The organism is Dysgonomonas sp. 37-18, from assembly GCF_001899125.1.
GTDB lineage: Bacteria > Bacteroidota > Bacteroidia > Bacteroidales > Dysgonomonadaceae > Dysgonomonas.
In genome coordinates this window covers 1-26,087 of sequence record NZ_MKVC01000003.1, presented here as the reverse complement: position 1 = coordinate 26,087, position 26,087 = coordinate 1, and the positions used below count along the sequence as shown (strand labels likewise).

The window sequence follows — 26,087 nt, the reverse complement described above, 5'->3', positions numbered from 1 at the left end:
TTACAAACTATAAGAAATTGTATTTTCTTAATGATCAAACGAGAAGTATATTCATACGCAATCCTTTCTTTAGAATCGTTTTTAATTTAGGTTAAGAGTAAATATAAGATTTAAAATGCAGATTTACAAATATTTTATAGAGTATTCACAATGTGTCATACCCCCAAACAAAAAGGCTTGTAATGAATTTTCACTACAAGCCTTTGCTATTCTGTTAATGTTTGCTTATTCCACTCCTTGTATTCTGAACGAATAACCTAGGTTCTGATTAGCCGGAATCATGTATTGCGGCAGTGGCAGAGGTCCGCAACTTGCGTTACCTAGACCTTGTTGAATGCAATCCAGACTTAAATAAACTTCGGGTTTACGGATCTCATTCAATTTGAAATCATGTACGGCTTCCCACAACGCCTGATCGGTGAAATGCAGAGCACTAAATCCTAGCCTGTCTTTCGATTGGATTTTAATTCCTTTCTTATTTTGGTCTGTGATGGTAATCCATCTTACATCTTCCCTATTACCCATGCTTTGCGCTCTCACATAATGCTCTTGCTCCATTCCTTTTGCGGTGGTCTGATATTGCCCTATGTATGCAGAAACCTTTCTGTCCCAATAGTTTTCGTGAGGGCCACGTCCATAATAACGGACATTTTCCATTCCCTCCGGCAATACGACTTGCAAGCCTAAGCGGTGAACAAATGATCCCGCAGAAGGAGACGTGAAATTCGCATCTACATCAATTGTTCCATCTGCGTAGATCGTATACTTTACAGTATATGGGATTCTTATTTCCTTCGGGCTTTTTATTGTAGCTGTAGTGGCAGACAGAATAGTTACAGATTTTTTGTCCGGCGACAGTTGATAACTGAACATCGGTTTGTCATTCTCTGTCGTATAATAGTTCTGATCGGTGTATTTGTCGTTATTCACACTACGGTACCAATTGAGGTTAAATCCGCTTTGGTTGTGTATCATTTCCTTTCCTCCATACTGAAGAGAAGTCATTATACCTGTTTGTGTGTTGAATGCAGTCTTGAAATTACGTCCGCCTATTACAAGGTTATCACCTTGTGTGCTCACTTGTACGTCACTCATAGATGACGTATCAACCGAAGATAAAGGCTGTCTGCCGTTCAGTGCAAACTGTGCTGACGCCATTTCGTAGCCTGCTTTTTCCCAATTCGTATCGTTCTTTAGCGTGAAATATATATTCAATAGATACTCGCTTCCTGCATCCAGATTTTTATTATATGGGACAGTGATTGTCGTTTTTTGGTTCGGTGCTAAGTCTATCGAAGGCATTGTTCCCGATTCGGATTTAACACCATCTTTAAGAACTTCCCATTTTATATTAAACTCATTCAGATTGGTAAAGTCATACTTATTTTCAATCTCAATTTTGCCTGTATTCAACGATAGTTCACGGAATTTGATGTATTGATATATTTTCTTTATCTCCAGCAGCTTTGCTGTAACCCTACGATCGGGAGTTGTTAATCCGTTACATACAAAGTCGAAGTCATTTGGTTTGTCACCAAAGTCACCTCCTAGGTAATATTGATTGTCTGGTTTTCCGTACATGTTCAATCCCTGATCTACCCAGTCCCAAACGCATCCGCCTATCATACGTTGCGATTTGTTTTCTATATAATCCCAATATTCGGCAATGTTGCCCGGTGCATTCCCCATCGAGTGAACATATTCGCACAAGAAATAAGGTTTGTCGGTATCTCTTTGGTCAAAGGCAGCCATACGTGCCAAATCGGGATACATGTGAGAGTCTATATCGGCTACTTCATTCTTGCCTTCATAGTGAACGGGGCGTGATGGATCGAGCAGCTTAGCAACTTTATACATCTCATCAAAGTTGTCGCCATTTCCACCTTCATTGCCTAAAGACCAGAAGATAACGGACGGATGGTTCTTGTCTCGTTGTATCACTCTTTCTATTCGGTCTTTGAATGCAGGAATCCAGCTCGGCATACCACTTATCGAATTATTGCCATGATTTTCGAGGTCGGCCTCATCCATTACATACAATCCGTAATAATCGTATAAGGCATACATCCTTGGGTCGTTAGGATAGTGGCTTGTGCGTATTGTATTCAGATTATGTTGCTTCATCATCACGATGTCCTGTATCATCGATTCTACAGGGACAGCTTTTCCAAATTTAGGATGGATGTCATGTCTGTTTGTTCCTTTAAAGAAAACCTGTTCATTGTTGATATAAACACGTTTATTCTTGATCTCTATTTTTCTGAATCCAAACTTCGAGGACATTGCTTCCAATACATTTCCATTATTGTCTTTCAGGGTAATGATTGCAGTATAAAGGTTCGGATTTTCGGCAGACCATAGCGACGGGTTCGTAACACTTGCCTGTATATCATATTCCTGTTCTTGGTTTGCTTTTAATGCTCCAACAGGTTGTGTGATATTTGCCACCTCCTTGCCGTTGGTATCTAAAAGTGATACACCTAGAGTTGTCGCTTGAGAAGCTTTTTTATCATAATTCTTTATCGAAGCTTTCACTTTGAAAAGGGCAGAGCTGTAATCATCACCTTTAAAATCTGACTGTAAGAAGTAGTCACGTACATGTACTTTAGGTGTTGCGTATAAGTACACCGGACGATGAATTCCACTCAGGCGGAACATATCCTGATCTTCTATATAGCTAGCATCCGTCCAGCGATAAACTTCGGCAGCAATGGTGTTTGTCCCTGCTTTAACGTAATTTGTAATGTTAAATTCGGCAACATTGTTCGCACCTTGGCTATAACCTACTTTTTTACCGTTTATCCATACATATATTCCACTATATACACCATCGAAGTGTAAGATGATTTCTTTGCCATCCCAATCTGCCGGAATAGAAAAATCACGGCGATACGATCCTACGGGATTTACTTCTATCTCGTTGGTGTATCCTTTTTGCGGTTGTATAAATGGAGGATTATTCTTGAATGGATAGGTTATATTCGTATAGATGGGTGTTCCGTATCCGTGCATTTCCCAGTTGGAAGGCACAGGTATTTCTTTCCAAGACGAAACATCATAGTTTGTCTTATAGAAATCTTTAGGACGTTCCGAAGGTTTTTTTACCCAATGAAATTTCCAATCACCATTCAGAGATAAATACAAGGATGATGATGGTTCTTCCCACGGTTTATCGAAGCTTTTATCTTTTTTAAGGCTTTCTACAGAAGGGAAGGGAATATAGGTTACGTGTCCGGCTTCCTTGTTTATTGCAAAGATTGTTTCATTCTCCCAGTCGTTTTTACTTGGTTTTAACTTTTCCTCTTTAGGCGGTTTGATATTCGAAGGAACCAGCCTCCATGTTTGAGAAGAGTTTGGAAGTTGGGACAACTGCACGCCGATAGCATCTTCGCCGGTGAAAGCCAGTGCCATTTGGCTCGCTTTATGAATGATGGCAAAAGCACCTGTACCTGTTACATTCAATAGCCATTGCTGGTTTATGTTTGACTTGTTGCTGTCCCACTGAATGATTGGATTCCCATTCCCTGTTGTCGTATTGTTGTTGTCAATACTTTTGTAAATAAAGGGGTTGGAGATCATGTAAGAACCGTTTGTCAACTTTTCTATTTTCCACACTTGCCCTTGGCTGCTCTTTTCATTTTTGGATAAATAAAGAGATGCTGCATTGTCGTGCACGTCTCTGTTATCTACTACAAAACCTGAGGGGCTAACAATCTTGTATAAGATGTTTGGGTTTATTTCCTGAGAGAAGAGTTTTGGGCATATTAACATACTCAGGAAAAAACAAAAATAAATAATTCGCATTCGCTTTAATTTTTAATAAATTCTGTTTTCTGATAGTTTAAGGGTGTTTTTTCGAATGTTAAAGATAATATTTATATTCATAATAATACTAACCGCTGCCCCACATTCCCGATATATTGTATATTCTGTTATCAATTAATTTTTCTGGCAACTGTAGGGGCGATCCCTTGTGATCGCCCGAATATAAACGGGCAGAGACAAGCCACTGCTCCTACCTCTTTCGTGCTTATTCATCACTTTTTTAAATAATTATCTATTATAAACAACTAATTATAACAGATATGGCAAAGTATACAGAAAGACTGGCAGAAAAGATTGTCTCGCTAATAGAAGAAGACACATACTCTATCACAGAGATTTGCAAACACCTGAAAATAACCCGCAAATCATTCTATGAATGGCGAGACAAGAAACCCGAATTTAGAAGAGCAATAGAAGCGGCAATTGAAAGCAGAGATGAGACGCTGGCAATCACTGCCCGCCGATCGTTAAAGAAAAAGCTGGAAGGTTATACCCTCACCGAGATACGAACGACCTATGTGCCTGACAAAGAGAATCCCGACAAACTAGTACTGAAAACCCGGGTAGTCAGACAAAAAGAATATGCACCCGACACACACGCTATCAGGCTGGTATTGTCTCACAACGAAACAAAGGAAGAAGAGAACAAAGAGCACAAGCCTTTAACGATAATAGTACAAGACCCCAAAACGAGGGATAGTTTGAATGAGCTGCGGGAGAAACTGATGAATAATAATGTACCGGTCGAAAAGAAAATAGAAAAGGAAGAGCTTATTTCTGAACCGATCGAACAGATATCGCATTCTGATAATTTGCAGGATGTACAGATTGAAGAGGAGAAGGAACCAATAACCCAAAAGAAGGAAGAATCGGAATATGTCTTCATCAGAGATTATTGCCTCCCTCCACCCCATCTGTACCGAAAAGTAAAAAGGAGTGAAGTGAAAGAAGGTGACATAATACGACCGGACTGAAAAGTGTCACTTTTGTCACCTTTTTCTCAAACCACAGTGTAAAAAGAGCAATATAGCGTTTCTTGCAATGCAACAAATACGTGATTCTTTTTTTAATTAGTTAATTGACACATTGTAGCATGCTGAGGTAATCCGAAAAAGACGATTATAAATCCTTTTTAGTACTTATTAAAAGTTTACATCCGCTTATACTGAAAATTTCTCCTAATAAATGAATATCTTTGCATAAAATCGGGAAATAAAAACGACAACCTGTATGTCTAAAACCGCAGAAAGACCTAAATTTATATTGCTGAATGTCGGTTATTCGGAACTAAATGCAAACTGGAACTGGAAGTCAGTGTATAGTCCTTTTGCCCGTATATATTATGTAACCGGCGGCAAAGCGATCACATACATCAACGGAGAGCCATTTTCTCTGAAACCGGATCATCTATATCTTGTTCCTCCGTTTACAATGCACGACAATGAGTGCGATAGCTTCTTTTCGCTTTACTATATTCACTTTTATGAAGAAACGGTGAGAAAGGAATCGATATTCGATCAATACGATTTTCCGATAGAAGTTAAATCCGACTCATTAGGCTTAATGCTCAACAAGCGATTGCTTGAAATCAATCCGGGAAGGCATTTGAGGCATTATGATCCCAAACTGTATGATAACCCTCGTACATTTGATCAGTATGTGGCAGATAACAGCAAGATGTCGATACACTCGAGATATGAAACGCAAGGAATTTTGTATCAGCTTATATCCAGATTTTTCACATTAGCTAAAACTAAATCGGATAATAAAGATGTGCGCATAAGCAATACACTCAGGTATATACATGAAAATACAGGGAAGGACATTACATTGGCCGAGCTTGCAAATGTAGCTTGTGTTTCCGAAGATCATTTGATTCGGGTATTTAAGAAAGAAATGAACTGCACACCCCTCAGATATGTGAACATGAAAAAGATAGAAAAGGCTCAACTACTTCTGCTTACTACCGATATGCCAATAAGGGATGTGGCAATGGAGCTGTCTTTGGATAATATCTCTTATTTCAACAGGGTTTTTAAACATCATATAGGAAAGACTCCCAGCGAATACAGAGAGACATATAACAATTTATAATCAAACGCTTGCCGATCGTTTTTATACTATGTTGAGAAATATAGGTGATAGATAATATCGAATTTGTACTATTGGTTTATCGGAAAAGTAGAAGTGGGTGACACTCTAATTGTTTATTTTTGTATCTACCTCAGGTATATAAAAAGCTCATATTAATTAAATTGAGAATTGACCTTAATGTCTAAAATAAAAACAAAATGAAGAAGTATTTTTTATTGTTTGCTTTAATATTCGTTATGGCAAATTTGTCGGCACAATCGAAAGCCGTAAAACCCGATGTTAAGTGGTTTGAAGATGCCCGCTTTGGTATGTTCGTCCATTTTGGACCTTATAGCGTGCTGGGTGATGGCGAATGGGTGATGAACAACCGCCCGATAAAAACGAATGAATATAAGCGACTCCAAGATTTCTTTAATCCGCAGGAATTTAGTGCGGCAGAGTGGGTTCGGATAGCTAAAAGCGCAGGGATGAAATATATTGCGTTTACCTCGCGTCATCATGATAGTTTCAGTAATTGGGATACTAAGCAATCGGATTGGAATATAATGAATACCCCTTATGGCAAGGATATTGTTAGGCAGCTAGCTGATGAATGTCATAAACAAGACATGAAACTTGTATTGTATTATTCGATTCTGGATTGGATGCGTTCCGACTATCAGTATGAAACAGGACGTACAGGAAAAGGATCGGGACGTACAGAAAAAAGTGATTGGAACAGCTATATTAATTTTATGAAAGCGCAGTTGACTGAGTTGTTAACCAATTATGGACCAATAGCCGGTATCTGGTTTGATGGTCATTGGGATCAGACAGAACATGAGAATAGAACAGATCAGTCTACTTATGTTGATTGGCACTATCCTGAAATATATGAACTGATCCATCGCCTACAACCTGAATGTTTGATAGCAAACAATCATCACTTACCTCCTTTTGAAGGTGAGAGCTATCAGATATTTGAACGTGATGTGCCGGGCGAAAATAAAGGAGGGCTGAGTGGACAAGAGGTGTCTAAACTTCCGTTGGAAACATGTCAGACCATAAATGGATCTTGGGGATTTGATATTACTGATGATAAATATAAATCGACAAAAGAACTTTTGCATTTGCTTATCCGTACAGCCGGGACAGGCGCAAACCTTTTGTTGAATGTAGGCCCAATGCCGAATGGAAAGATTCAGACGGAATGTGTAGAAAGGCTTCAGCAAATGGGAGAATGGATGGATAAGTATGGATATACTATATATGGTACAAAGCAAGGCTTTACTCTTCCTCAATCGTGGGGAGCAATAACCAATAAGGGCAAGACCTATTATATTCACATCCTGGAGAAAGATACTCCGTCCGTTACATTAAACATTGCTAACATAAAGTCGGCGAAATGGCTGAATGTAGACTCCGAGCTTGTTTGGAATAGAGATAAAAAGACCGGAGATGTGACATTTACAATCGATGGAAAGCTGGATGATATAAGTTCGATTATAGAAGTAGAGGTAAAATAACACGCTATAGCAAATACAAAAACGAGACTTGGATTTGTCGTTGCATCCAAGTCTCGTTTTATATAAGTCTATTGTTTCGTTTAGTGCAGTAATATCGCTTTCAGCTTTTTCCTCTTTTCGGGAGTCAGCTTCAATTCATGGAGCATGTAGTCTTCTACCGATCCCCGTTTCTCTCTGATGCAGGAGATACCATATTTCAGATATGCTAAATCTGTTCGTGAAAGCATTGTGAAAGCTTCTTGCCGCGACTCTGAAAGGCTATCAGCATTCCTTACCAGCTTTGTGCGGTCGATCACCATATCTGAAGCCATATAGTCGTCTTCTATTATATCCATAGGTACATCGAGTGCTCTGAGCAGGAAGAATGTAGCCAGCCCCGACTGGTCTTTGCCTAAGTAGCAATGAAAAGCGATCGGGTAATTGTTTTCGTCGCACAAGTAGTCGAAGAATTCTGCATACTGACTGGCAAAATTATTGATCATATCCTTGTATGTATCCTGTGTATATATAATAGCATCACCACGAAGGAATCGGCCATCCATCACTTTTTGTGATATAGAGTTGTATCCATTATAAGCAATAGGAATACGGATGTTTTTGAAGGCTGTATATCTTTCTATATTTTTCTTCATTATATCCTCCGACCTGAGGTCGATGACCGTTTTTATTCCTAGGCTACTCATTTCTAAACTGTCATGAGTTGTCATGCGGAAAAAGTTTCCCGAACGGAATATCTTACCCCATCGCACACGTTTGTTGTCGTTTGTGATGTATCCGCCAATGTCTCTGAAGTTTTGGATACTATCCATTTCAAAGAATCGGTTTGTAACAACCTCAGAAAGTACGCCTGCGACCTTTATGCGGAAATATTTTCGTTTTTCAACAGTGTCCGATTCATTCTTTATAACGGCAATGTAGTCATTCGAGTTGGTTATCAGTTTTGCATTTGAAGGAAAAGAACTGTCATTATCCGAAACGAATATTTCAACAGGTGTGTTGTCTACTTCGGGATACAATTCCCATTTCAGGATGTAATTTCCTTTACGATCCTGTTCACACATTACTGTCACCGTAGTTGGGTTAGGGGAGCAGTTGTATAAAAATAGTATGCTTATTAACGAACTTATTAGCTTAATCTTCATGAAAATAACTATTTATCACACTGTTGTATTTCAACAAAGATACATTAGTTGTAAATCCTTATCAATACTTTGTGTCTTTTTTGTAAACATTTATCTTTTTTTACATATTCTCTGTTTTAATGGGCCAGTTAGCAATATTTCAACTAATTCTGTATATTTGTCATGGTTTTATAAAAATCCTCTTTAGCATTTGCTATCATTATCAAGAAATGAAACTTTAAGGAATCAATGGATACGGCTATATTAAAGGCGCAAATAATACGTGATAAGTATACTAAAGCCGCAAGTTTCAAACTCGAAACTGAAGGTAATTGGTCCTTATACGCCGGCGATTCATTCGATAGTATAAACCATAAAGAGCCAATACTTATCGGTAATGGTAGTGGGATATATCCTTTGAATGTGAGCGCATCCATTCGTATCTATTTTGAGCTGCATAACAATGGCGAAATTCTAAATATGTCTGAACGCCATCTCCCAATGGAAGGGTGCTATAATTTTCGCGACTTAGGTGGCTTCAAGACCAAAGACGGTAGATATACTAAATGGGGTAAATTGTTTCGAGCAGATGAGTTGTCCAGCCTGACTGAGGGCGATGTCGCTTATTTGGCAAGTATTCCTATAATATCCGTTGTAGACTTTAGGGCACAAGCTGAAACCAAACGTTATCGAGATAATTTACCTTCGACAGTACAATTTACGTATCCCATTGCCATTACTCCGGGTAACCTCAGTAGTGAGGGAATACAAGCGAATCTTCTGAAAACGAATATAGATAGCCACATGAAACACATGAACCGTCTGCTAGTAAGCGACCCGGCATGTGTGCGAGCTTATCGCATCTTCTTTGCCATTATACAAAATAATCTGAGTGCTCCATTAGTCTTTCATTGTTCTGCAGGTAAGGATAGGGCAGGGATGGCAGCAGCTCTTGTTCTATACGCATTGGGAGTTGATGAAGAAACTATTATGCAAGATTACCTTTCTTCTAAAATATACCTGAGTGATAAATATGATGCATTCATTGCTAAGTATCCACGGGCAGAACCTATTTTTACTGCCAAGCGTATGTTTTTGCAAGCAGGTATTAACCAGATAAAACGAGATTATGGGACTATCATGAATTTCCTTACTAAGGAGTTGAAGGTAGATCTCATAAAGATGAGACGACTTTACCTAGACTAACATTCTTCAACATTTGATATAAAATCACATCCACTCTAGGGGTAATATATCAATATCTTCCTGAATTATGTTTTTTTAAACATTCAGCACCATAATAGGCTTAATAGAATAAACAAAGAGTTGCATTATATCGTTTTATAATATGCAATGCATTACTTGTATTGAGAGGACGATCATAGGTAGCGTCTATGTCAGTATCTAGATATTCAATTGTATATATTTGGAATTCTCTCTTTTTATCATTATATTTGTCTATATAAAAACAATATTAATAAATAAATTTTATCATCATGAGTACTTCAACATTAAAAGAAAAAAAGAATGTATCAGTAAATGCTGATATTGCAAAATTTGTTGGAAAGATGTTTTCTTTCAACAATAGTTTAAAACTTTATCATTGGCACGTTACAGGCAAGGGCAGCTATGCGCAACACATTGCATTAGACCAAGCCTTGGAAGACCTTCTTGACGTTACAGATCGTCTTGTAGAAACATCTTATGCAGTAAAGGGCGATTTGGATATTGTAATTCCTGAAACAGCTAATCCTGCAGACATAGTAAAACATGCCGAGGAGTTCTTCAAATATACTGAATCTCAGAGAGAGTTGTTTGCAGAAGCTTTTACACAAGCAATTATAGATGACTATCAAGAAGCTATACAGCAATTGCTTTATCGTCTAAAACGCCTCCAATAATTGATCAATAGTTTCCGCAATGATAATAATATTGAAAACGGGAGTCTAGAATAATAGACTTCCGTTTTTTCATTTAAAAGAGAAAACGAACATCTTTAATTTCATATATTTGCAAATAGGTAAAAACTATACCTAAGTATTAAATGATAGGTTATGAAATTCTATAGATTTTTTGCTTTGTGTCTTTTAATCATACTTCCTTTTCAAATGAAGGGAGAAAATGGTGTAATATATCAGAAAGAAGACTCTTTGACTTTTGTTCGCTACATTGAGCAATTTAAACCACAGAAAGACCTTCCCTTTAATCAGTTATTGGTAAAAACTGCTAAGTTTTTTCTTGGCAAGCCTTATGTTGCATCTACTCTGGAGGCTTCAGGCAATGAAACTCTCATTATAAATCTTAGAGAGCTGGATTGTACAACTTTTGTCGAAAATTGTATTGCTCTCACACGTGTCATAAAATCAGGAGATAGTTCTTTCGAAAACTACTGTTCTTGTTTAATCAATATGCGTTATCGTGGCGGAGAAATTAAGGGCTATACCTCTCGTCTTCATTATACAAGTGATTGGATATATGAAAATGAAAGAAACAATCTATTGAGAAATATCAGTACAGATATCGGAGGTAAAATTATAAATCATCCGCTGAGTTTTATGTCGGGACATCCTCAGTCGTATAAGCACCTGAAAGATAATGAGGCAAATGTCTCGAAAATGAAAGAAATAGAAAGAACAGTGAATAACAGGGATAATTATAGAATCATTCCTGTTGAATCTATATCTAAAAATAAAGAAAAAATAGAGAGTGGTGATATTGTTGTATTTGCGACCTCACTTCAAGGTCTTGACTATTCTCATATAGGTATTGCATATTGGCAAAACGGAGAACTTCACTTTATACATGCGTCGAGTAAGCAGAGGCAGGTTGTGATAGAGAAGAAGACTTTGGTTGAGTATTGTGTCGACTCAAAAAGCTGTTCAGGAATAAGTATACTCAGGATCAATAATTAATAAAATGGAGCAAAATAACAAAGGCTTATTATACGGAATGGGCGGTTGGGCCCAACTTTTCTTTTTTATTTTCTTAGCTTTCTCAGGGCTAATATTTACAACTTTAATAATTTCTCTTAGTGGACACTTGGGCGAATTGAACCAATCTGTAAAGATCACAAGGATGGCATTGACTGTCCAGGCTGCATTTTTCTTTATCATACCTTCGCTGGTATTTGCTTTTTTATCACAGAGCAATACTAAAGAATATCTGAAAATAGATGAATCTTACAATGTTACTTTTCTACTGTTTGGAATTTGTTTAATAGTCGTAATACAGCCTCTTATCAATTTTATTGGATACTATAATCAGCAGATCGTATTACCCGAATCGATGTTTGCTATTCAGGCTTGGATGAAAGAGAATGAGTTGGCCGCAGAAAAAACGACAGGTCTTTTATTCCTTGATAAATCAATGGTCGGGCTTATCCTAAATTTATTAATTATTGCAGTGGTTGCCGGGCTCGGTGAAGAGCTCTTTTTTAGAGGGTGTTTGCAGCAAATCATACAAAAAATAGTAAAGAATCAACATTTTGCCGTTTGGATAGCTGCCATCGTTTTTAGTGCAATGCATTTTCAGTTTTATGGATTTATACCTCGTGTATTACTCGGAGCTGTTCTAGGCTATATGTTTGTTTGGTCAGGGACAATCTGGGTTCCGGTTGTTGTACATACTGTAAATAATGTAATAGGAGTTGTACTCGCATTTGTATATTATGGAACACCTCAATACGAAGATTTGAGTATTTACTCTTTGGATAAAAATATGTGGATTACGATACTTAGCCTTATTTTTACTGTTATCCTTATAATATTTATGTACAAGAAGCGATATAAGACACCTGAAAATGCGGAATTACGTTAAGTTTTAGTGACAAATAGTTATATTTGCATCTTTATATTTGTATAGTGCTATGAATGTAACAGAAGGAAAAGACGGATATGGATTTATGATTGATTGGATAATTCGCATTGGCGATTTACTTCTTATCAACATATTTTTTTTAACAGCATTTTATATCTACCATGAGCCAATACATATGACGACTGTGTATTCCGAAGAGTTCATGATAGCTTTTTTGCTTATAAACCTATGCTATTTTTTTGTAGCTTCCTTTGTAAATGTTCAGATTGCAACCAATGTTATATATTTAGATAATATTGCGCAGAAATCTACTATATTTATTGCGCTATATGCATTTTTGGTTACTACCGGATTTTCTGTATTCAACGTAGTTGCTATCCCTGTTATTCCATGGATTATCGGCTTCTTTATCCTCGCTACATCGTTTATTATTTGGCATATTATTTTCAGAATAGCCCTAAAGTATTATCGTAGAAAAGGTTACAATTATAGGCAGGTTGTTATAATCGGAGGTGGTACGAATGGGATAAAAATACATGAATCACTATTGTTCAGTGACTTTGGATATAAAGTAATGGGTTTCTTTGACGATAACCCGGATAAGAAAGATGTATTGCCAAATTATTTAGGAAAGGTGTCTGAAGTTAGGGCATATGTTCAGCAGGTGAAGATTGATGAAATCTTCTGTACCTTACCTAATAACAAGGAAGAGACGATAGTGGATCTAATTACTTATTCTGAAAAGAATATGATTCGTTTCCATTTAGTTCCTGAGTTTCATAAATATATAAAGCGGCGTTTTGCTCTAACGTTCTTAGAGTCTACTCCAATTCTTAGTCTTAGAAACGAGCCTTTGCAGCATTTTTCTAATAGATTGGTAAAACGGTCTTTTGATCTTATTCTTTCTGTATTTGTTCTTCTTACAATATTTCCTATTGTCTATATCATATTTGGCACAATAATCAAGGCAACATCGAAGGGGCCGGTCTTTTTTAAGCAGAAAAGAACAGGAAAGGGAGGTAGAGTATTCAACTGTTATAAATTCAGGTCTATGCGCCCGAATAAGGAAGCTGACAAACTACAAGCTACTTCAGGAGATCCGCGCGTGACAAAAATAGGCGCTTTCATGCGGAAAACAAGTATAGATGAATTTCCTCAATTTATCAATGTCCTAAAAAATGATATGTCAGTTGTAGGGCCACGCCCACACATGCTTAAGCATACGGAGCTTTACTCTTCTATTATCGATAAATTTATGGTACGCCATTTGGTGAAGCCCGGTATTACAGGATGGGCACAAGTTACAGGATATAGAGGCGAAACCAGGACTGTTGAGGAAATGGAAGGTCGTGTGGTTAGAGATGTTTGGTATCTCGAAAATTGGACATTCTTCCTCGATCTGAAAATCATTTATCTGACCATTGCAAACGTCTTTAAAGGAGACCAGAATGCTTTCTGATCATTCATTATTTGATTCCTCTAGCATCTAAAGCCTTGATATATAAAGACCTGTTTCTTAAATGCTCCTGATAATTTGCCGCAAAATTATGATATCCTGAAAAGTCTTCTTTTGCACACATGTACAGATAATCATGTTTTGTATAGTTCAGTACAGCATCTATCCCTTTGATGGATGGAATACGAATAGGCCCCGGAGGCAATCCTTTTACTCTATAGGTATTATATGGAGAATCAATTTCGGTATGTATGTTTAAAATACGGCGTAGACTAAAATCGCCAACAGCAAACTTCACAGTAGGGTCTGCTTGCAATACTTGACCGATGTGTAAACGATTCATATATAAACCTGCAACTTTAGGGTATTCATCCGAATATGTACATTCTTCTTCCACAATAGAAGCAAGCGTAGAAACCTCAACAGGAGTCAGCCCTATTTCTTTTGCCTTTTCTAAGCGATCGTTAGTCCAAAATTTTTCATATTCTTTCTTCATTCGCTGTAGAAAATTATCGATGGTTACATCCCAGTAATATTCGTACGTGTTGGGTATAAACATGGCCACTACAGTTTGAGGATTAAATCCGAGTTCTTTGCATTTAGTAGAATCTTCTAGTGTGTTAAGTAAAGTCTCTTTATTTATCATTAGCTGCTCTGAGATGCGTTGAGCTAGATCTTCCTTTGTCCGTATATTATTAAACTTGAGTTTTACCGGAGCTTGATGCCCACTTCGTAAGTCTTTTATTAAATCATATACACTCATGTCCGGCGTTACAGCATAGCGTCCGCTTCTTATATTCGATTTGTAATCTAATAAAAGAGCGAGTATGTCAAAGCTCGAAATGCTTTTTATTTTTGCACTATCCTTTATCTCTTGGTGCAATGTATTATAATCTTTGTCATCATCGATATATAGATATACAGTTTTATCTATATTGAATCCGGTACTAAAAATCCGGTATCCATAAAAGAATAAACCTATAACAAGAATGGCCAGAATAATATATATACTTTTCTTTTTCATAAATTTTATTCTTTAGTTTATGTTAATCTTTTAATAATAAAGAACTGTCCCCATAACTTAGAAAACGATAATCAGAGGAGAGAGCATGTTCATATATATTTTTCCAATTATTGTTGCCTAAAAATGCTGATACTAACAACAGGAGTGTACTTTGAGGTTGATGGAAGTTCGTCACTATGCCATCTACTATTTTGAACTCATAGCCGGGTGCAATAATAATTTGTGTGTCTGCAATCAGCGTGCTTAGTGAATTCGCCTCTAAATATGCTAAGATATTTTTTAATGCATCCTTTTTTGATAGCCTGTTGTTCGAATCATTGTAAGGCATCCATTGTGATACGTGCAAATGTGACTGCTTTTGGTTTTCGAGTGATACTCCGATATAGTAGAGGCTTTCTAGTGTGCGAACGGATGTTGTGCCTACTGCGATTACTTTTCCTTCGAATCTTATTAGCTCTTCAATGAAACTCTTTTGTACGGATATAAATTCAGAGTGCATTACATGATTTCCTATTTCATCCGATTTTACCGGGCGAAAAGTTCCGGCTCCCACATGAAGAGTAACCTCCGCCAGTTTCATGCCCTGCTCTTTCAATGACTTCATGACTTCGGGGGTAAAATGAAGCCCTGCTGTAGGTGCGGCAACAGATCCGTCTATTTTAGAATATACGGTCTGATATGTTTGTTTGTCTTGTTCTTCCGTTGCCCTGTTTAAGTATGGTGGAATTGGTAATTCTCCGACGGCATCAAGCAGCTCCGAAAATGTCACATTTTGGTTATCCCACTCGAAGTCTATAACGTGAGTGTCACCATGAGATTTTGTACGGGTAGTCGTTAAATTTACAACTTTCTCATTTACATTTATTTGCCGGGTAAGGCTTCCCTCTTTCCACTTCTTGAGGTTACCGATCAAGCATACCCATGAGCATTTTACCGTTTGTTGAAAATTTAGCTGATAGTCGTTCGGTATACAAGGTTCGAGGCAGAATATCTCTATCTGAGCTCCCGTTGTTTTCTGAAAATGAAGCCTTGCTTGTATTACTTTGGTATTGTTGAATACCATAAGACAATTTTCGGGCAGAAAATTATTTATATTACTGAAAACAGTATCGGTTATTTTCTCGTTCTTATATACAAGAAGTTTTGAGTTATCCCGTTTAGTCAGGGGATATTTGGCAATACGGTCATCCGGAAGATTATAATTATAATCTTGAATATGTATTTTTTGAGGGCTGGATATTTCCACTTATTACTTTTTTTATCCGACAAAAATAAGGAACTTTGCGTGAATAAAAAAGCTGAATAATAGCTTAAAAAAGAATAATTAAGATTTATGAAGATCGGAGATAAAGTTCGTTTCCTCAATACTACAGGTGGTGGTGTTGTACGGGGATTTCAGGGAAAAGATATTGTGTTGGTAGAAGATGAGGAAGGGTTTGATATTCCCGTTCTTATCCGTGAGACAGTCTTGATAGAGCCTGCAAACGATATGCAGGTGAGACAATCGACCAAATCTTCTCAGCAAACGTCTGTGCAGCAAACATCAACGATAAAGCAAGAAGAGGAATATAAGCCCGAGGAGACAAAAGAAGGAGAGCTGTTGACTGTCAATCTTGCTTATCTGCCTGTGGATATAAAGAGTCTTAGTAGTACAAACTTTGAGTGCTATCTTATCAATGACAGCAACTATTATTTGTCGTACAACTATATGGGTAGGGCTGAAGCAGGATGGGTTAGTAGAGTTACAGGGGTTATTGAGCCGAATACGAAACTCTTTCTCGAAGAGTTTGAGAAAGCAGAGTTGAATGATATAGAGAAGGTCTGTTTACAGTTTTTTGCGTATAAAAAAGGGAAGCCCTATTCTTTAAAAAATGCATATTCTGTTGAACTTCGTATTGATACAGTTAAGTTTTACAAGCTTCATAGCTTCAAAGAAAATGACTATTTCGAAGATGATGCTATGCTGTATTCTATTGTTCGTCGCGATTTGGCAGAAAAAGAATTCATTATTTCTCCCGAAGAAATAGCTTCTGCTATGCATGAGAAAGAAGTCTCACAACGTCCTCGTATACAGCCAATCGTAAAGAAAGAAAAAAGTGCAATTATTGAGATTGATTTACATGCGGATGAATTAATCGATAATACCGAGGGGCTGTCTTCTTCTGATATTCTTGAATATCAAATCAACAAATTCAAAGAGGTCATGGATGAAAATAAGCGGAATAAAGGGCAGAAGATTGTATTCATACACGGTAAGGGTGATGGCATACTAAAGAACGCTATACTGAAAGAACTAAGCTCAAAATATAAATCGGCATATTATCAAGATGCTTCCTTCCGTGAATACGGCTATGGAGCAACGATGGTCACTATAAAGTAATTTCGAGAAAATGTAATAATTACAGACTAAAAAATGAAGAAGAAAATCTTATCACTACTTATCATCATGGCTATATTTATTAGTTGTGATAGTGTTCAAAAGAGTTTGTCGGGTACATATAACATGATAAACTGCGAGTATAACTATAAGTCAATCTCGGGTTTGACTGTTTCTGGTATTAATTTATCGAATGGCCTCTCTGTAACTTCTATACCAAAAGTAACCTCTATTTTGAGTGGAAATGCCTCGTCTATTCCTTTGAATTTTACATTAAACCTGGATGTGAAAAATCCGAATACGTCTGCTGCTATGATGAATGGGTTGCAGTACATAATAAGTGTTGACGATATTCAGCTTACTACCGGCTCTCTGAATCAAGCACTGAGTGTTGAAGCGGGACAAACCAAAACCTTGCCTATTGCAATAGGGGTAGATCTGGCAACTCTGATGAAGAATAACTCTAAAGATGCGGTTGTGAACATTGCTAAAAATTTCATCGGTATAGGAAATAAAGAATCTAAGGTCTTTGTTCAGCTCAAACCAACATTCCTTATTGGTAATGTTCCTATCACTTCTCCATCCTATATACCTTTGGTATTCAATTTTGGAGGGAACTAAACAGAAGGATAGATTGTTTATACTTTGTAACCAAACAAGTGGGAATATGGAATATAATATTAAGCATAATGAACTCAAAAATCGTTTTGAGACAGAAGTAGAAGGTAAGATCGCTCTTGTGGACTATAGAGTGAATGACGGAGTTTATGTGGTGACTCATACCGAAGTTCCAAAAGAGTTGGAGGGTAGGGGTATTGCAGCAGCCCTGACTAAATATCTGTTAGACTATGTTCGCGAAAACGGACTGAAAGTTCATCCTGTATGCCCTTATACAAAAGTATATATACAAAAACATCAAGAATATAATGATCTTTTGGCGTAGAGGAAATGTTTATGAAAAAGGATATTAATAAAAAAGCAGCTGATTAATCAGCTGCTTTTTGTATTGTATATTGAAGCGATTACATAATTCCTTTTTCCCTTAGCTTCAATTGCCAATTCCACGTAGACTTTATTGTGTCTTCTATGTTTTCTTTGGCAGTCCATCCCAGTACGGTATTTGCACGTTTTGGATCAGCCCATATCTTTTCTATATCACCTTCTCGGCGACCTACTATTTTATAGTTTAATTTTACACCCGATACCTGTTCAAATACTTTGATAAGTTGCAGAACCGAAACTCCGACGCCTGTGCCAAGATTGAATATTTCAACTTTTTCTAGTGATTTCTTTCCTGTCATACGATCTATTGCTATCACGTGCGCTTTTGCCAGATCTACAACATTGATAAAGTCGCGAATGCATGAACCGTCAGGAGTGTCGTAGTCGTCGCCAAATACACTTAACTGTTGACGTACTCCTATTGCAGTTTGAGTGATATAAGGCACAAGGTTTTGAGGGACTCCGTTTGGAAGCTCTCCTATTTCTGTCGATGGATGCGCACCTATTGGGTTGAAGTAGCGCAGTATTGTGCTTTTTATATCAGCACCTGAGCGTACTACATCTTTTATTATTTCTTCATTTATTTGTTTGGTATTACCATAAGGCGATTCCGCCGGCTTCACAGGGGCTGTTTCGTCTATCGGATTCTTGTCCGGCTCCCCGTATACGGTGCACGAAGATGAGAATACAATGTTTTTGATACCAAATTCAGGCATCAGATCGAGTAGATTGATCAACGAATTCAGGTTGTTTCTATAGTATAGTAGTGGCTTTTGAACCGATTCGCCCACTGCTTTACTGGCAGCAAAGTGTATAATACCATTGATATCCGAATGAGTAGTAAACAATTTTCTCAATCCGTCGATATCGTTGCAGTCCAGTTTTTCAAAAATAGGGCGTATGCCTGTTATGCGTTCAATGCCATCAATGGAATCTGCTGTCGAATTAGATAAGTCATCAATAATAACGACAGAATAGCCTGCGTTTTGTAACTCTACTACAGTATGAGAGCCAATATATCCGGCACCACCCGTAACAAGAATTTTTCCTTTCATTTTCAGTGTTTTTTAATTGAGCCTTAAAGATACAAAAAACATGTTGTTTGCAACTATATAGTTCTCTGATCTCAACGAAACTTTTATAAAAATAGAAGAACGAGTATATTAAATAACAGATCTTTCGAGTAGTTTTACTGTCATATTCGTTGCATCTAATTCTGCTTTTATTCCGATGGGAAAAGTAAAGTTATTATCGATGTGTCCAAATGATAATCCATGCACTGCCGGAATATTTAATGGTTTAATCCGATCCTCGATTACTTCCCTGAGCGTAAATGAATTTGGAGCGGTTGACTTTTCTGATTTGTCACAATCTTTGTTAACTCCGATTGCAATTCCGGCAGCTTTAGTTAATTCTCCTGTATCTATCAGTTGGGTCAGCATTCTATCAATTCTGTATGGTTCTTCTCCAACGTCTTCAATCATCACGATTTTGTTTTTTAAGTCTATTTGATAAGGAGTTCCTATCATAGAACAGATGAGAGTCAGATTGCCCCCTGTTAGTTCCCCTTTCGCCTTGCCGTGATTTATTGTATATCGTTCATATATCTTCTCTTCTTCAGCTTTCAGGAGGTCTTCCGGTGCACTTACTATTGTATATCTGTCGGTCGGATTGACAGCAATATCTTTGAATTGTTTTCTCGAATAATCGTTATCCAGTAGCTTAGCCACAGGACCATGAAATGTTATCAATCCTGTCTTTTTATATATCGAATTGATGAGGGCCGTATCGTCGCTAAATCCCATAATAAGCTTCGGGTTTTTCTTGATCAGGTTATAGTCTACCATATCAAGAATCCGGGCACAACCATATCCTCCGGCGGCAAAGATTATTCCTTTTATTTCAGGATTTTTAATCATATTGTTAAATTCCTCGGCTCTTTCTTTGTCCGTTCCACTAAAATAGCCATATTGGTCGAGGATCTTTTCTGAATATACCGGCTCAAAGCCAAGTTGCCTTATATTCTCTATGGATGATTGCAACCCACTTTCGCTTAACAGCCAAGCCGGAGCCATCAGCCCGATTTTATCGCCGAGGTTTAATCTCGCGGGTTTTATGACTTTATTCGTTGCTTTGTATGCTTCGTTTCTTGCTGCCAATTTGTTGGGAAGCAGCGAAACCAAAGACAAACCAATTCCTACATTCAAAAAGCTTCTTCTATTCATATCTCTTGTTTATGATTTTGCCGGAGCATTTATCTTCCGTAAGATCATGTTCGTTAATGTTCTGACAAATGACTAACTTAAGACAAAGATATAATATTGGCACTGTTTTCGTTTAAGGATTTCCATATTCTTCATTGATTAAAATTTAAACGATTACTCAATCCTCAAAAAATAATCTATGTGAAAGTGTAAAATGCATAACCTTCAACTTATAACTCACAACTTACAGCTCATAATCCAAAAAAACATATCTTTGTATCTTAATTTTTTTATGAAATGAAACATTTTGTGTCTTTTATTTTTATTTTATTTATGTTCGTCTCCTGTTCGTCATTGGATAGTGACGCAAAAAAAGCGGCCGAACTGAATAAAGAATCCTTGAAATATGTAAAAGAACTGGATTTAGAAAAAGCGGAAAAATTATATATGGAAGCTCAAGAAATTATATCTGAATACAAGGGCACGGATAAAAATGAGGAATTTCTGCAAGCATATTACAAGTACCTTACAGAAGAAACAAAAGCAAACTAATCTGGGAATAAATAAAATCCTATACTTATATGTCTGAAAATACGTTGAATACGGAAGAACCTAAGAAGAGTCTTAATTTTATAGAGGCTATTGTTGAGAATGACCTGAAAGAAGGTAAAAATGACAGCCGTGTACAGACTCGTTTTCCGCCCGAACCGAATGGATATTTACATATCGGGCACGCAAAAGCTATCTGCATAGACTTTGGTATAGCACAGCAGTATGGAGGAGTATGTAACCTTCGATTTGATGATACCAATCCTGTAAAAGAAGAAGTGGAATATGTAGATTCTATCATGGACGATATACACTGGCTGGGATATGACTGGGCGAATGTATATTATGCATCCGATTATTTCCCTCAGTTGTGGGATTTTGCAGTACAATTGATAAAAGAAGGAAAAGCTTATATAGACGAACAATCGGCCGAAGAAATAGCGAAGCAAAAAGGAACTCCTACCGAACCCGGAGTTGCCAGTCCATACCGTGACCGCCCTATTGAAGAAAGCCTTGATCTATTCCAAAAGATGAACGAAGGTGTTTTTGAAGAAGGAAGTATGGTGCTTCGTGCTAAGATAGATATGGCTGCTTCGAACATGCATTTCAGAGACCCTATCATATATCGTATTATCAATCGTCCGCATCATCGTACCGGAACTAAATGGAAGGCTTATCCAATGTACGATTTTACACATGGACAATGCGATTATTTCGAAGGTGTGACTCACTCGTTGTGTACGCTTGAGTTTGTTCCTCATCGTCCGCTTTACGATTGGTTTATAGATCAATTGGCAACAGACAGCTATCGCCCTCATCAATATGAATTCAATAAATTGCAATTTACATATACTTTGCTTAGTAAGCGCAATTTGCGAGCGATGGTAGAAGAAGGTATTCTTAGCGGATGGGATGACCCACGTATGCCTACTATTACGGGATTCCGCCGGAGAGGGTATACTCCTGAGTCTATCCGTATTTTAATGGATAAGATAGGTTATACGAAGTATGATGGTGTTAACGATATTGGCTTGTTTGAGTTTGCTATACGAGAAGACCTCAATAAAAAAACGACTCGTGTATCAGCTGTTCTCGACCCTGTTAAGCTTGTGATTACAAACTATCCTGAGGATAAGACAGAAGTGATGGTGGCTCAGAACAATCCTGAAGATGAAAACTCGGGAAGTCATGATATCTTGTTCTCTCGTGAACTGTATATAGAGCGTGACGATTTCATGGAAGATGCTCCTAAGAAATATTTCCGTCTTACGCCGGGTAATGAAGTGCGTTTGAAAAATGCTTATATCGTAAAATGTACAGGCTGTAAAAAGGATGAAGCAGGAAATGTGATAGAGGTATATGCTGAGTATGATGAGCTCACAAAAAGCGGTATGCCCGAAAGCGGACGCAAGGTGAAAGGAACTATACATTGGGTTTCTGTTCAAGATTCTTTCGATGCTGAGGTGCGCTTATACGACCGCTTATTTATGGTTGAAAATCCAGCTGATGATGGAAGAGATTTCAGGGAGCTTTTGAACCCTGATTCATTAAAAGTACTTAAAGGCTGCAAGATGGAGTCTTATCTCAAAAGTGCGGTGGAAGGGGATAAATTCCAGTTTCAACGTACAGGCTATTTCTGCGTAGATAAAGATTCTACTCCCGGGAATATGGTTTTTAATCGTACTGTGTCTCTTAAAGATTCTTGGGCAAAGGCAAAAGATAAATAATTAATTTTATCTATTATATAGTATTGCGTTCTTTACGTTGTGAAAATATTTCAGGCGTATGGAACGCAATTGTTTTTAGGTGACAGTTTGAAGTATCGTAAAAAGTGTCACTTTTTGCGTGATAAGTAGGGAGCTGATGTATTTCTGATTCTTGTTATGATTGGATTTTTTTTAGGCGTTGTAGATATGATTCGCAGAATGAATTTAAAGTATAAAATATTATTATTCCTGTTGTCCGGATTTATAGTTTGGATAATCACGATACAATTTCAAACCTATACTTATCCCGATAAAAAGGAGCTGAATCTTCGATTAAATTATCTCGAACGAGTAATCAAAGAACCTTTAGCCTCTAATTCTGAAGTTATGCTTTTAGGGAGGGAAAGTCGTGAGTTTATGTTATTTTCATATTCTTATTCTACTTATACCTTTGCTAATTTGGCTGTTAAAGATTCTACATACAAAGAACGAGTTCTACCTACGATAAAAGAAAGTATAATAAAGGTTCTGGATAATAAAATAACCTCTTTTTACAACGTACCAGAAAACTTTACCGAGCTGGATTCTGTTCCTGATTACTCGGTGTTATATTTAGGACATTTAAACTTGATGCTTGGCTGTTATCGATTGCTTTCTGATGATACCACATTTGATAATCTGAACGATAAAATATCCAAATCCCTTTACCTTCGCTATCGGAAGACACCATTTCTCAATCTTGAATCTTACCCGTCGGCAATATGGATACCCGATAATACGGTTGCTTTAGCTTCATTGGCTCTTTATGCTCATAATACTGGAAGTGAATATGATTCTGTGTGTAGAGATTGGGTGCAATATGCTAAAGCTCATTATATAGATAAAAAAACAAGGGTATTATGTTCTACTGTTAATCCTTTGACCGGAGAATTTGGTGAAGAGCCTCGAGGTTCGATGTTGGGGTGGAGTATCATGTTTATATATCAATTTGACCCTGTATTTGCTGTCGAGTTATACGATGCTTATAAGAATTCGTTCAGTAATGAATTCATGATTTTCAGACTCTTTAAAGAGCGATATCGGAGTAGTGAGATAAGCCTCGGAGATATTGATTCAGGTCCTGTGCTTTTAGGGTATAGTATTCCTGCAAACCAATTTGCTCTAGGTGGAGCAGTGATAGCGAAAGACTTTAAAACGGCTCGAAAATTGCAGCGATTGATCAATTTTGGTGCTTCTAGCTCGGATGAAAATGGAGAACTGAAATATAATGTACGTTTTGTAGATATGGACATTAGCCCGATGGCAGAAGCTTTGGTTTTAAATTCATTAACTATAACGAGGTGGATTAAAGATTGATATTGCAAGTTGCACTGAAACAATTTAAAAAAGAGTTACCTTTGTAGCCTTTTATGGATTAAATATAATAATGTCGAAAAAAGATATATCAATACTTGTAACAAAATATGAGCAGTCGGTAGAGTCGGGCAAGCCTATTTATCTTGATGCAGACGAATTTGACGAACTGGCAGAATATTATGATTCTCTCGAGAAAACAGATGTAGCAAGGAGGATTGTTGATGCCGGACTGACGATACATCCGGCTAATAGTTCTTTGCTGGTGAAGAAGGCTAAGTTTGCAGTCTACGACGGTAAATATGCGGAAGCTTTAGAGATCATAAATATGTCGTCATCTGAATATGACTTTGATCTCTATCTCCTTAAAATAGAATGTTACCTCCAACTCGAGCTTTATGTGGAAGCATATAAGCTGACCGAAGAAATGCTAGAGAAAGAAGAGGATGAAGATCCTGAAACGATCTTCGCCGAGCTAGGATTTCTTCATGTTGAGGCTGACTGTTTTAAAGAGGCTGTTTCTTACTTTGAGGAAAGTCTGAAGCATAATCCCGAAAATACAGATGTATTGTCTGACCTGGCCTATTCGTACGAAATGCTCGATAATTTTGATGCAGCAATAGAGACTACAAATAAAATTCTGGATATTGAGCCGTATACGTATGAGGCTTGGGTTAATCTGGGGAAGCTATATTCTCTCAGAGAGGAGTTTGAGAAGGCGATAGATGCATTTGACTTTGCTCTTACCATTAACGACTCGGATGACAATGTGCTCAAGTTAAAAGCTCATTGTTTGTCATTGGCCGGAAGAGCAGAAGAGGCTATTGAGATTTTTAATGAACTATTGCAAACGAGTTCAGGGGATATCTCTATATATTTCCTGTTGGCAGAATGTTATCAGTCTCTTGATATGTTTGACGAGGCCTTGTCGGCTCTGGAAGAATATGAAAAGTTGAATGGAGAGACTTCTGAATCTATTTCGAGAAAAGCATACGTTTTTCTACAGCAGAAAGAATATAATAAGGCTTCACAGATAGTGAAGAAGGCACTGGCTTCAAATCCTGACTTTTTTGACTTGAATATGATTGCAGGGGAGATTGAGTTTAAGCAGGAGCATTATGATAAGGCAAGAGAATACTACCTAAATATCTACACTGAGGATAACGAAAATTTTCATCTGACCGATAGGCTGGCTCTGGTTAGCATCAAGGAAGAAGATTATGAGAAAGCAGCTTATTATACAGAAAAGCTGTTAGACCTTGATCCTAATAATCTGGCGGTGAAAGAGCGATTGGCATTGCTCTATTTTGAGATGGATGACAATGAGCATTTCAATGAAATATTGGATCAGTTTACCGACAAGGAGCTTCTTTCGTTGTTTCAGCTTATCTATATTCCGCAAAATCCGAACTTATTTGATAGAGATACTTTGATAATTTATCTGAATAAAGCTCGTGAGGCAAGAACCCTATTCAAAAATTTGAAATATTAACATTTTCCGATCATTGTGTATAGTGTATTATTTTTCAGATTATTATCTGTTAAGTCTAATGATAAAGAATAGCGAATTGAGGGAATGTAGGGAATTTTTTATTCCATTTATTTGGTAAATAAATATTTTCAACTACCTTTGCACTCGCTTTGATAAAGCAACAGGGAGATTCCGTAGCTCAGCAGGTAGAGCACATCACTTTTAATGATGGGGTCCTGGGTTCGAGCCCCAGCGGGATCACTAGCAAATGATGCAAAAAGAAGTAAAACCTTGATTTTCAGTAGAAAGTCAAGGTTTTTTCTTTTGTCCAACTAGGCAAAAAAGGGCAATTTACGACAGTATATACATGCCTAAATCGTGGACAAGCAAGCGTGCGAAAAATGGTCCACGATTTTGAGTATTAGTCATTATTTGTCAGCAACTTACATCATGACTACTTGATGGTTTAAACGTAATTTTAACCACAAAAAAAGTAGTAAAATGAAACAAAAATCCTTTCATGTTTTATTCTTTCTCAAAAAGAATAAAATCAAAGCAAACGGAGAAGCCCCTATCGCCATGAG

21 protein-coding genes and 1 tRNA gene are annotated in these 26,087 nt (G+C 37.3%); 16 read left to right on the top strand and 6 right to left on the bottom strand.

Features of this window, described 5'->3' with window-relative positions; all coding sequences use genetic code 11:
• Window positions 1-225: 225 nt before the first annotated feature.
• Window positions 226-3,804, bottom strand: coding sequence for a glycoside hydrolase family 2 TIM barrel-domain containing protein (locus BGO84_RS00270; RefSeq protein ID WP_291026553.1), 3,579 nt, complete (start codon window positions 3,802-3,804; stop codon window positions 226-228).
• A 281-nt stretch (window positions 3,805-4,085) separates the two neighbouring features.
• On the opposite strand from BGO84_RS00270, the gene BGO84_RS00265 reads away from it, so the two are divergent.
• The 3 genes from BGO84_RS00265 (at window position 4,086) to BGO84_RS00255 (ending at window position 7,424) form a co-directional block, all read left to right on the top strand.
• Entirely contained in the window at window positions 4,086-4,799 is a 714-nt protein-coding gene (locus BGO84_RS00265) for a hypothetical protein (protein WP_291026551.1), read from the top strand.
• Between the two features lie 256 nt (window positions 4,800-5,055).
• The gene (locus BGO84_RS00260; protein WP_135105449.1) at window positions 5,056-5,919 is read left to right on the top strand and encodes an AraC family transcriptional regulator; all 864 of its coding nucleotides are present in this window, start codon (window positions 5,056-5,058) and stop codon (window positions 5,917-5,919) included.
• A gap of 197 nt (window positions 5,920-6,116) precedes the next feature.
• On the top strand, window positions 6,117-7,424 hold the full coding sequence (locus BGO84_RS00255) for an alpha-L-fucosidase (RefSeq protein WP_291026549.1): 1,308 nt from the start codon (window positions 6,117-6,119) through the stop codon (window positions 7,422-7,424).
• 80 nt (window positions 7,425-7,504) lie between these two features.
• Here the strand turns inward: BGO84_RS00255 and BGO84_RS00250 are convergent, their stop codons facing one another.
• Window positions 7,505-8,566 (bottom strand): tyrosine-protein phosphatase, encoded by a 1,062-nt coding sequence (locus tag BGO84_RS00250; RefSeq protein ID WP_135105451.1) that lies wholly within the window; start codon window positions 8,564-8,566, stop codon window positions 7,505-7,507.
• Between the two features lie 228 nt (window positions 8,567-8,794).
• On the opposite strand from BGO84_RS00250, the gene BGO84_RS00245 reads away from it, so the two are divergent.
• The 5 genes from BGO84_RS00245 to BGO84_RS00225 all read left to right on the top strand — a co-directional run bounded on the left by BGO84_RS00245 (window position 8,795) and on the right by BGO84_RS00225 (window position 13,820).
• Window positions 8,795-9,751: a tyrosine-protein phosphatase gene (locus BGO84_RS00245; protein WP_291026547.1), complete on the top strand. Its 957-nt coding sequence runs from the start codon at window positions 8,795-8,797 to the stop codon at window positions 9,749-9,751.
• A 290-nt stretch (window positions 9,752-10,041) separates the two neighbouring features.
• On the top strand, window positions 10,042-10,446 hold the full coding sequence (locus tag BGO84_RS00240; protein ID WP_006841719.1) for a DUF5856 family protein: 405 nt from the start codon (window positions 10,042-10,044) through the stop codon (window positions 10,444-10,446).
• 153 nt (window positions 10,447-10,599) lie between these two features.
• Window positions 10,600-11,457: an N-acetylmuramoyl-L-alanine amidase-like domain-containing protein gene (locus BGO84_RS00235; RefSeq protein WP_291026546.1), complete on the top strand. Its 858-nt coding sequence runs from the start codon at window positions 10,600-10,602 to the stop codon at window positions 11,455-11,457.
• A 4-nt stretch (window positions 11,458-11,461) separates the two neighbouring features.
• Window positions 11,462-12,361, top strand: coding sequence for a CPBP family intramembrane glutamic endopeptidase (locus tag BGO84_RS00230; RefSeq protein WP_291026543.1), 900 nt, complete (start codon window positions 11,462-11,464; stop codon window positions 12,359-12,361).
• A 49-nt stretch (window positions 12,362-12,410) separates the two neighbouring features.
• The gene (locus tag BGO84_RS00225; RefSeq protein WP_291026540.1) at window positions 12,411-13,820 is read left to right on the top strand and encodes an undecaprenyl-phosphate glucose phosphotransferase; all 1,410 of its coding nucleotides are present in this window, start codon (window positions 12,411-12,413) and stop codon (window positions 13,818-13,820) included.
• Between the two features lie 7 nt (window positions 13,821-13,827).
• Here BGO84_RS00225 and mltG read toward each other — a convergent pair whose 3' ends face one another.
• Together mltG and BGO84_RS00215 are read right to left on the bottom strand one after the other, a co-directional pair.
• Window positions 13,828-14,841 carry an endolytic transglycosylase MltG gene (gene mltG / locus BGO84_RS00220; RefSeq protein WP_291026537.1) on the bottom strand — a complete coding sequence of 338 codons (1,014 nt, stop codon included), beginning with the start codon at window positions 14,839-14,841 and terminating at the stop codon, window positions 13,828-13,830.
• Between the two features lie 22 nt (window positions 14,842-14,863).
• Window positions 14,864-16,087: an S-adenosylmethionine:tRNA ribosyltransferase-isomerase gene (locus tag BGO84_RS00215; protein ID WP_291026536.1), complete on the bottom strand. Its 1,224-nt coding sequence runs from the start codon at window positions 16,085-16,087 to the stop codon at window positions 14,864-14,866.
• Window positions 16,088-16,174: 87 nt separating this feature from the next.
• Between BGO84_RS00215 and BGO84_RS00210 the strand changes: the two genes are divergently transcribed.
• From BGO84_RS00210 to BGO84_RS00200, 3 genes are read left to right on the top strand one after another with little or no spacing between them, the layout of a single operon-like run.
• On the top strand, window positions 16,175-17,221 hold the full coding sequence (locus tag BGO84_RS00210; RefSeq protein WP_291026534.1) for a DUF2027 domain-containing protein: 1,047 nt from the start codon (window positions 16,175-16,177) through the stop codon (window positions 17,219-17,221).
• Window positions 17,222-17,254: 33 nt separating this feature from the next.
• Complete coding sequence (locus tag BGO84_RS00205) at window positions 17,255-17,839, top strand: LEA type 2 family protein (protein ID WP_006841726.1); 585 nt, start codon at window positions 17,255-17,257, stop codon at window positions 17,837-17,839.
• A gap of 46 nt (window positions 17,840-17,885) precedes the next feature.
• The gene (locus BGO84_RS00200; RefSeq protein ID WP_006841727.1) at window positions 17,886-18,161 is read left to right on the top strand and encodes a GNAT family N-acetyltransferase; all 276 of its coding nucleotides are present in this window, start codon (window positions 17,886-17,888) and stop codon (window positions 18,159-18,161) included.
• 79 nt (window positions 18,162-18,240) lie between these two features.
• Here the strand turns inward: BGO84_RS00200 and galE are convergent, their stop codons facing one another.
• Both galE and BGO84_RS00190 read right to left on the bottom strand, forming a co-directional pair.
• Window positions 18,241-19,275, bottom strand: a complete 1,035-nt coding sequence (gene galE / locus BGO84_RS00195) for a UDP-glucose 4-epimerase GalE (RefSeq protein WP_291026531.1) — start codon at window positions 19,273-19,275, stop codon at window positions 18,241-18,243.
• Window positions 19,276-19,383: 108 nt separating this feature from the next.
• On the bottom strand, window positions 19,384-20,445 hold the full coding sequence (locus tag BGO84_RS00190) for an LD-carboxypeptidase (RefSeq protein WP_291026529.1): 1,062 nt from the start codon (window positions 20,443-20,445) through the stop codon (window positions 19,384-19,386).
• 276 nt (window positions 20,446-20,721) lie between these two features.
• On the opposite strand from BGO84_RS00190, the gene BGO84_RS00185 reads away from it, so the two are divergent.
• From BGO84_RS00185 to BGO84_RS00165, 5 genes are all read left to right on the top strand, one after another.
• Complete coding sequence (locus BGO84_RS00185) at window positions 20,722-20,976, top strand: hypothetical protein (protein ID WP_291026527.1); 255 nt, start codon at window positions 20,722-20,724, stop codon at window positions 20,974-20,976.
• A 29-nt stretch (window positions 20,977-21,005) separates the two neighbouring features.
• Window positions 21,006-22,700 carry a glutamine--tRNA ligase/YqeY domain fusion protein gene (locus BGO84_RS00180; RefSeq protein ID WP_291026524.1) on the top strand — a complete coding sequence of 565 codons (1,695 nt, stop codon included), beginning with the start codon at window positions 21,006-21,008 and terminating at the stop codon, window positions 22,698-22,700.
• 156 nt (window positions 22,701-22,856) lie between these two features.
• Window positions 22,857-24,035, top strand: a complete 1,179-nt coding sequence (locus tag BGO84_RS00175; protein ID WP_291026522.1) for a hypothetical protein — start codon at window positions 22,857-22,859, stop codon at window positions 24,033-24,035.
• A 70-nt stretch (window positions 24,036-24,105) separates the two neighbouring features.
• Window positions 24,106-25,524, top strand: a complete 1,419-nt coding sequence (locus tag BGO84_RS00170) for a tetratricopeptide repeat protein (RefSeq protein ID WP_283685480.1) — start codon at window positions 24,106-24,108, stop codon at window positions 25,522-25,524.
• Between the two features lie 167 nt (window positions 25,525-25,691).
• Window positions 25,692-25,764 (top strand) — tRNA-Lys (locus BGO84_RS00165).
• The last annotated feature ends 323 nt before the right edge of the window (window positions 25,765-26,087 follow it).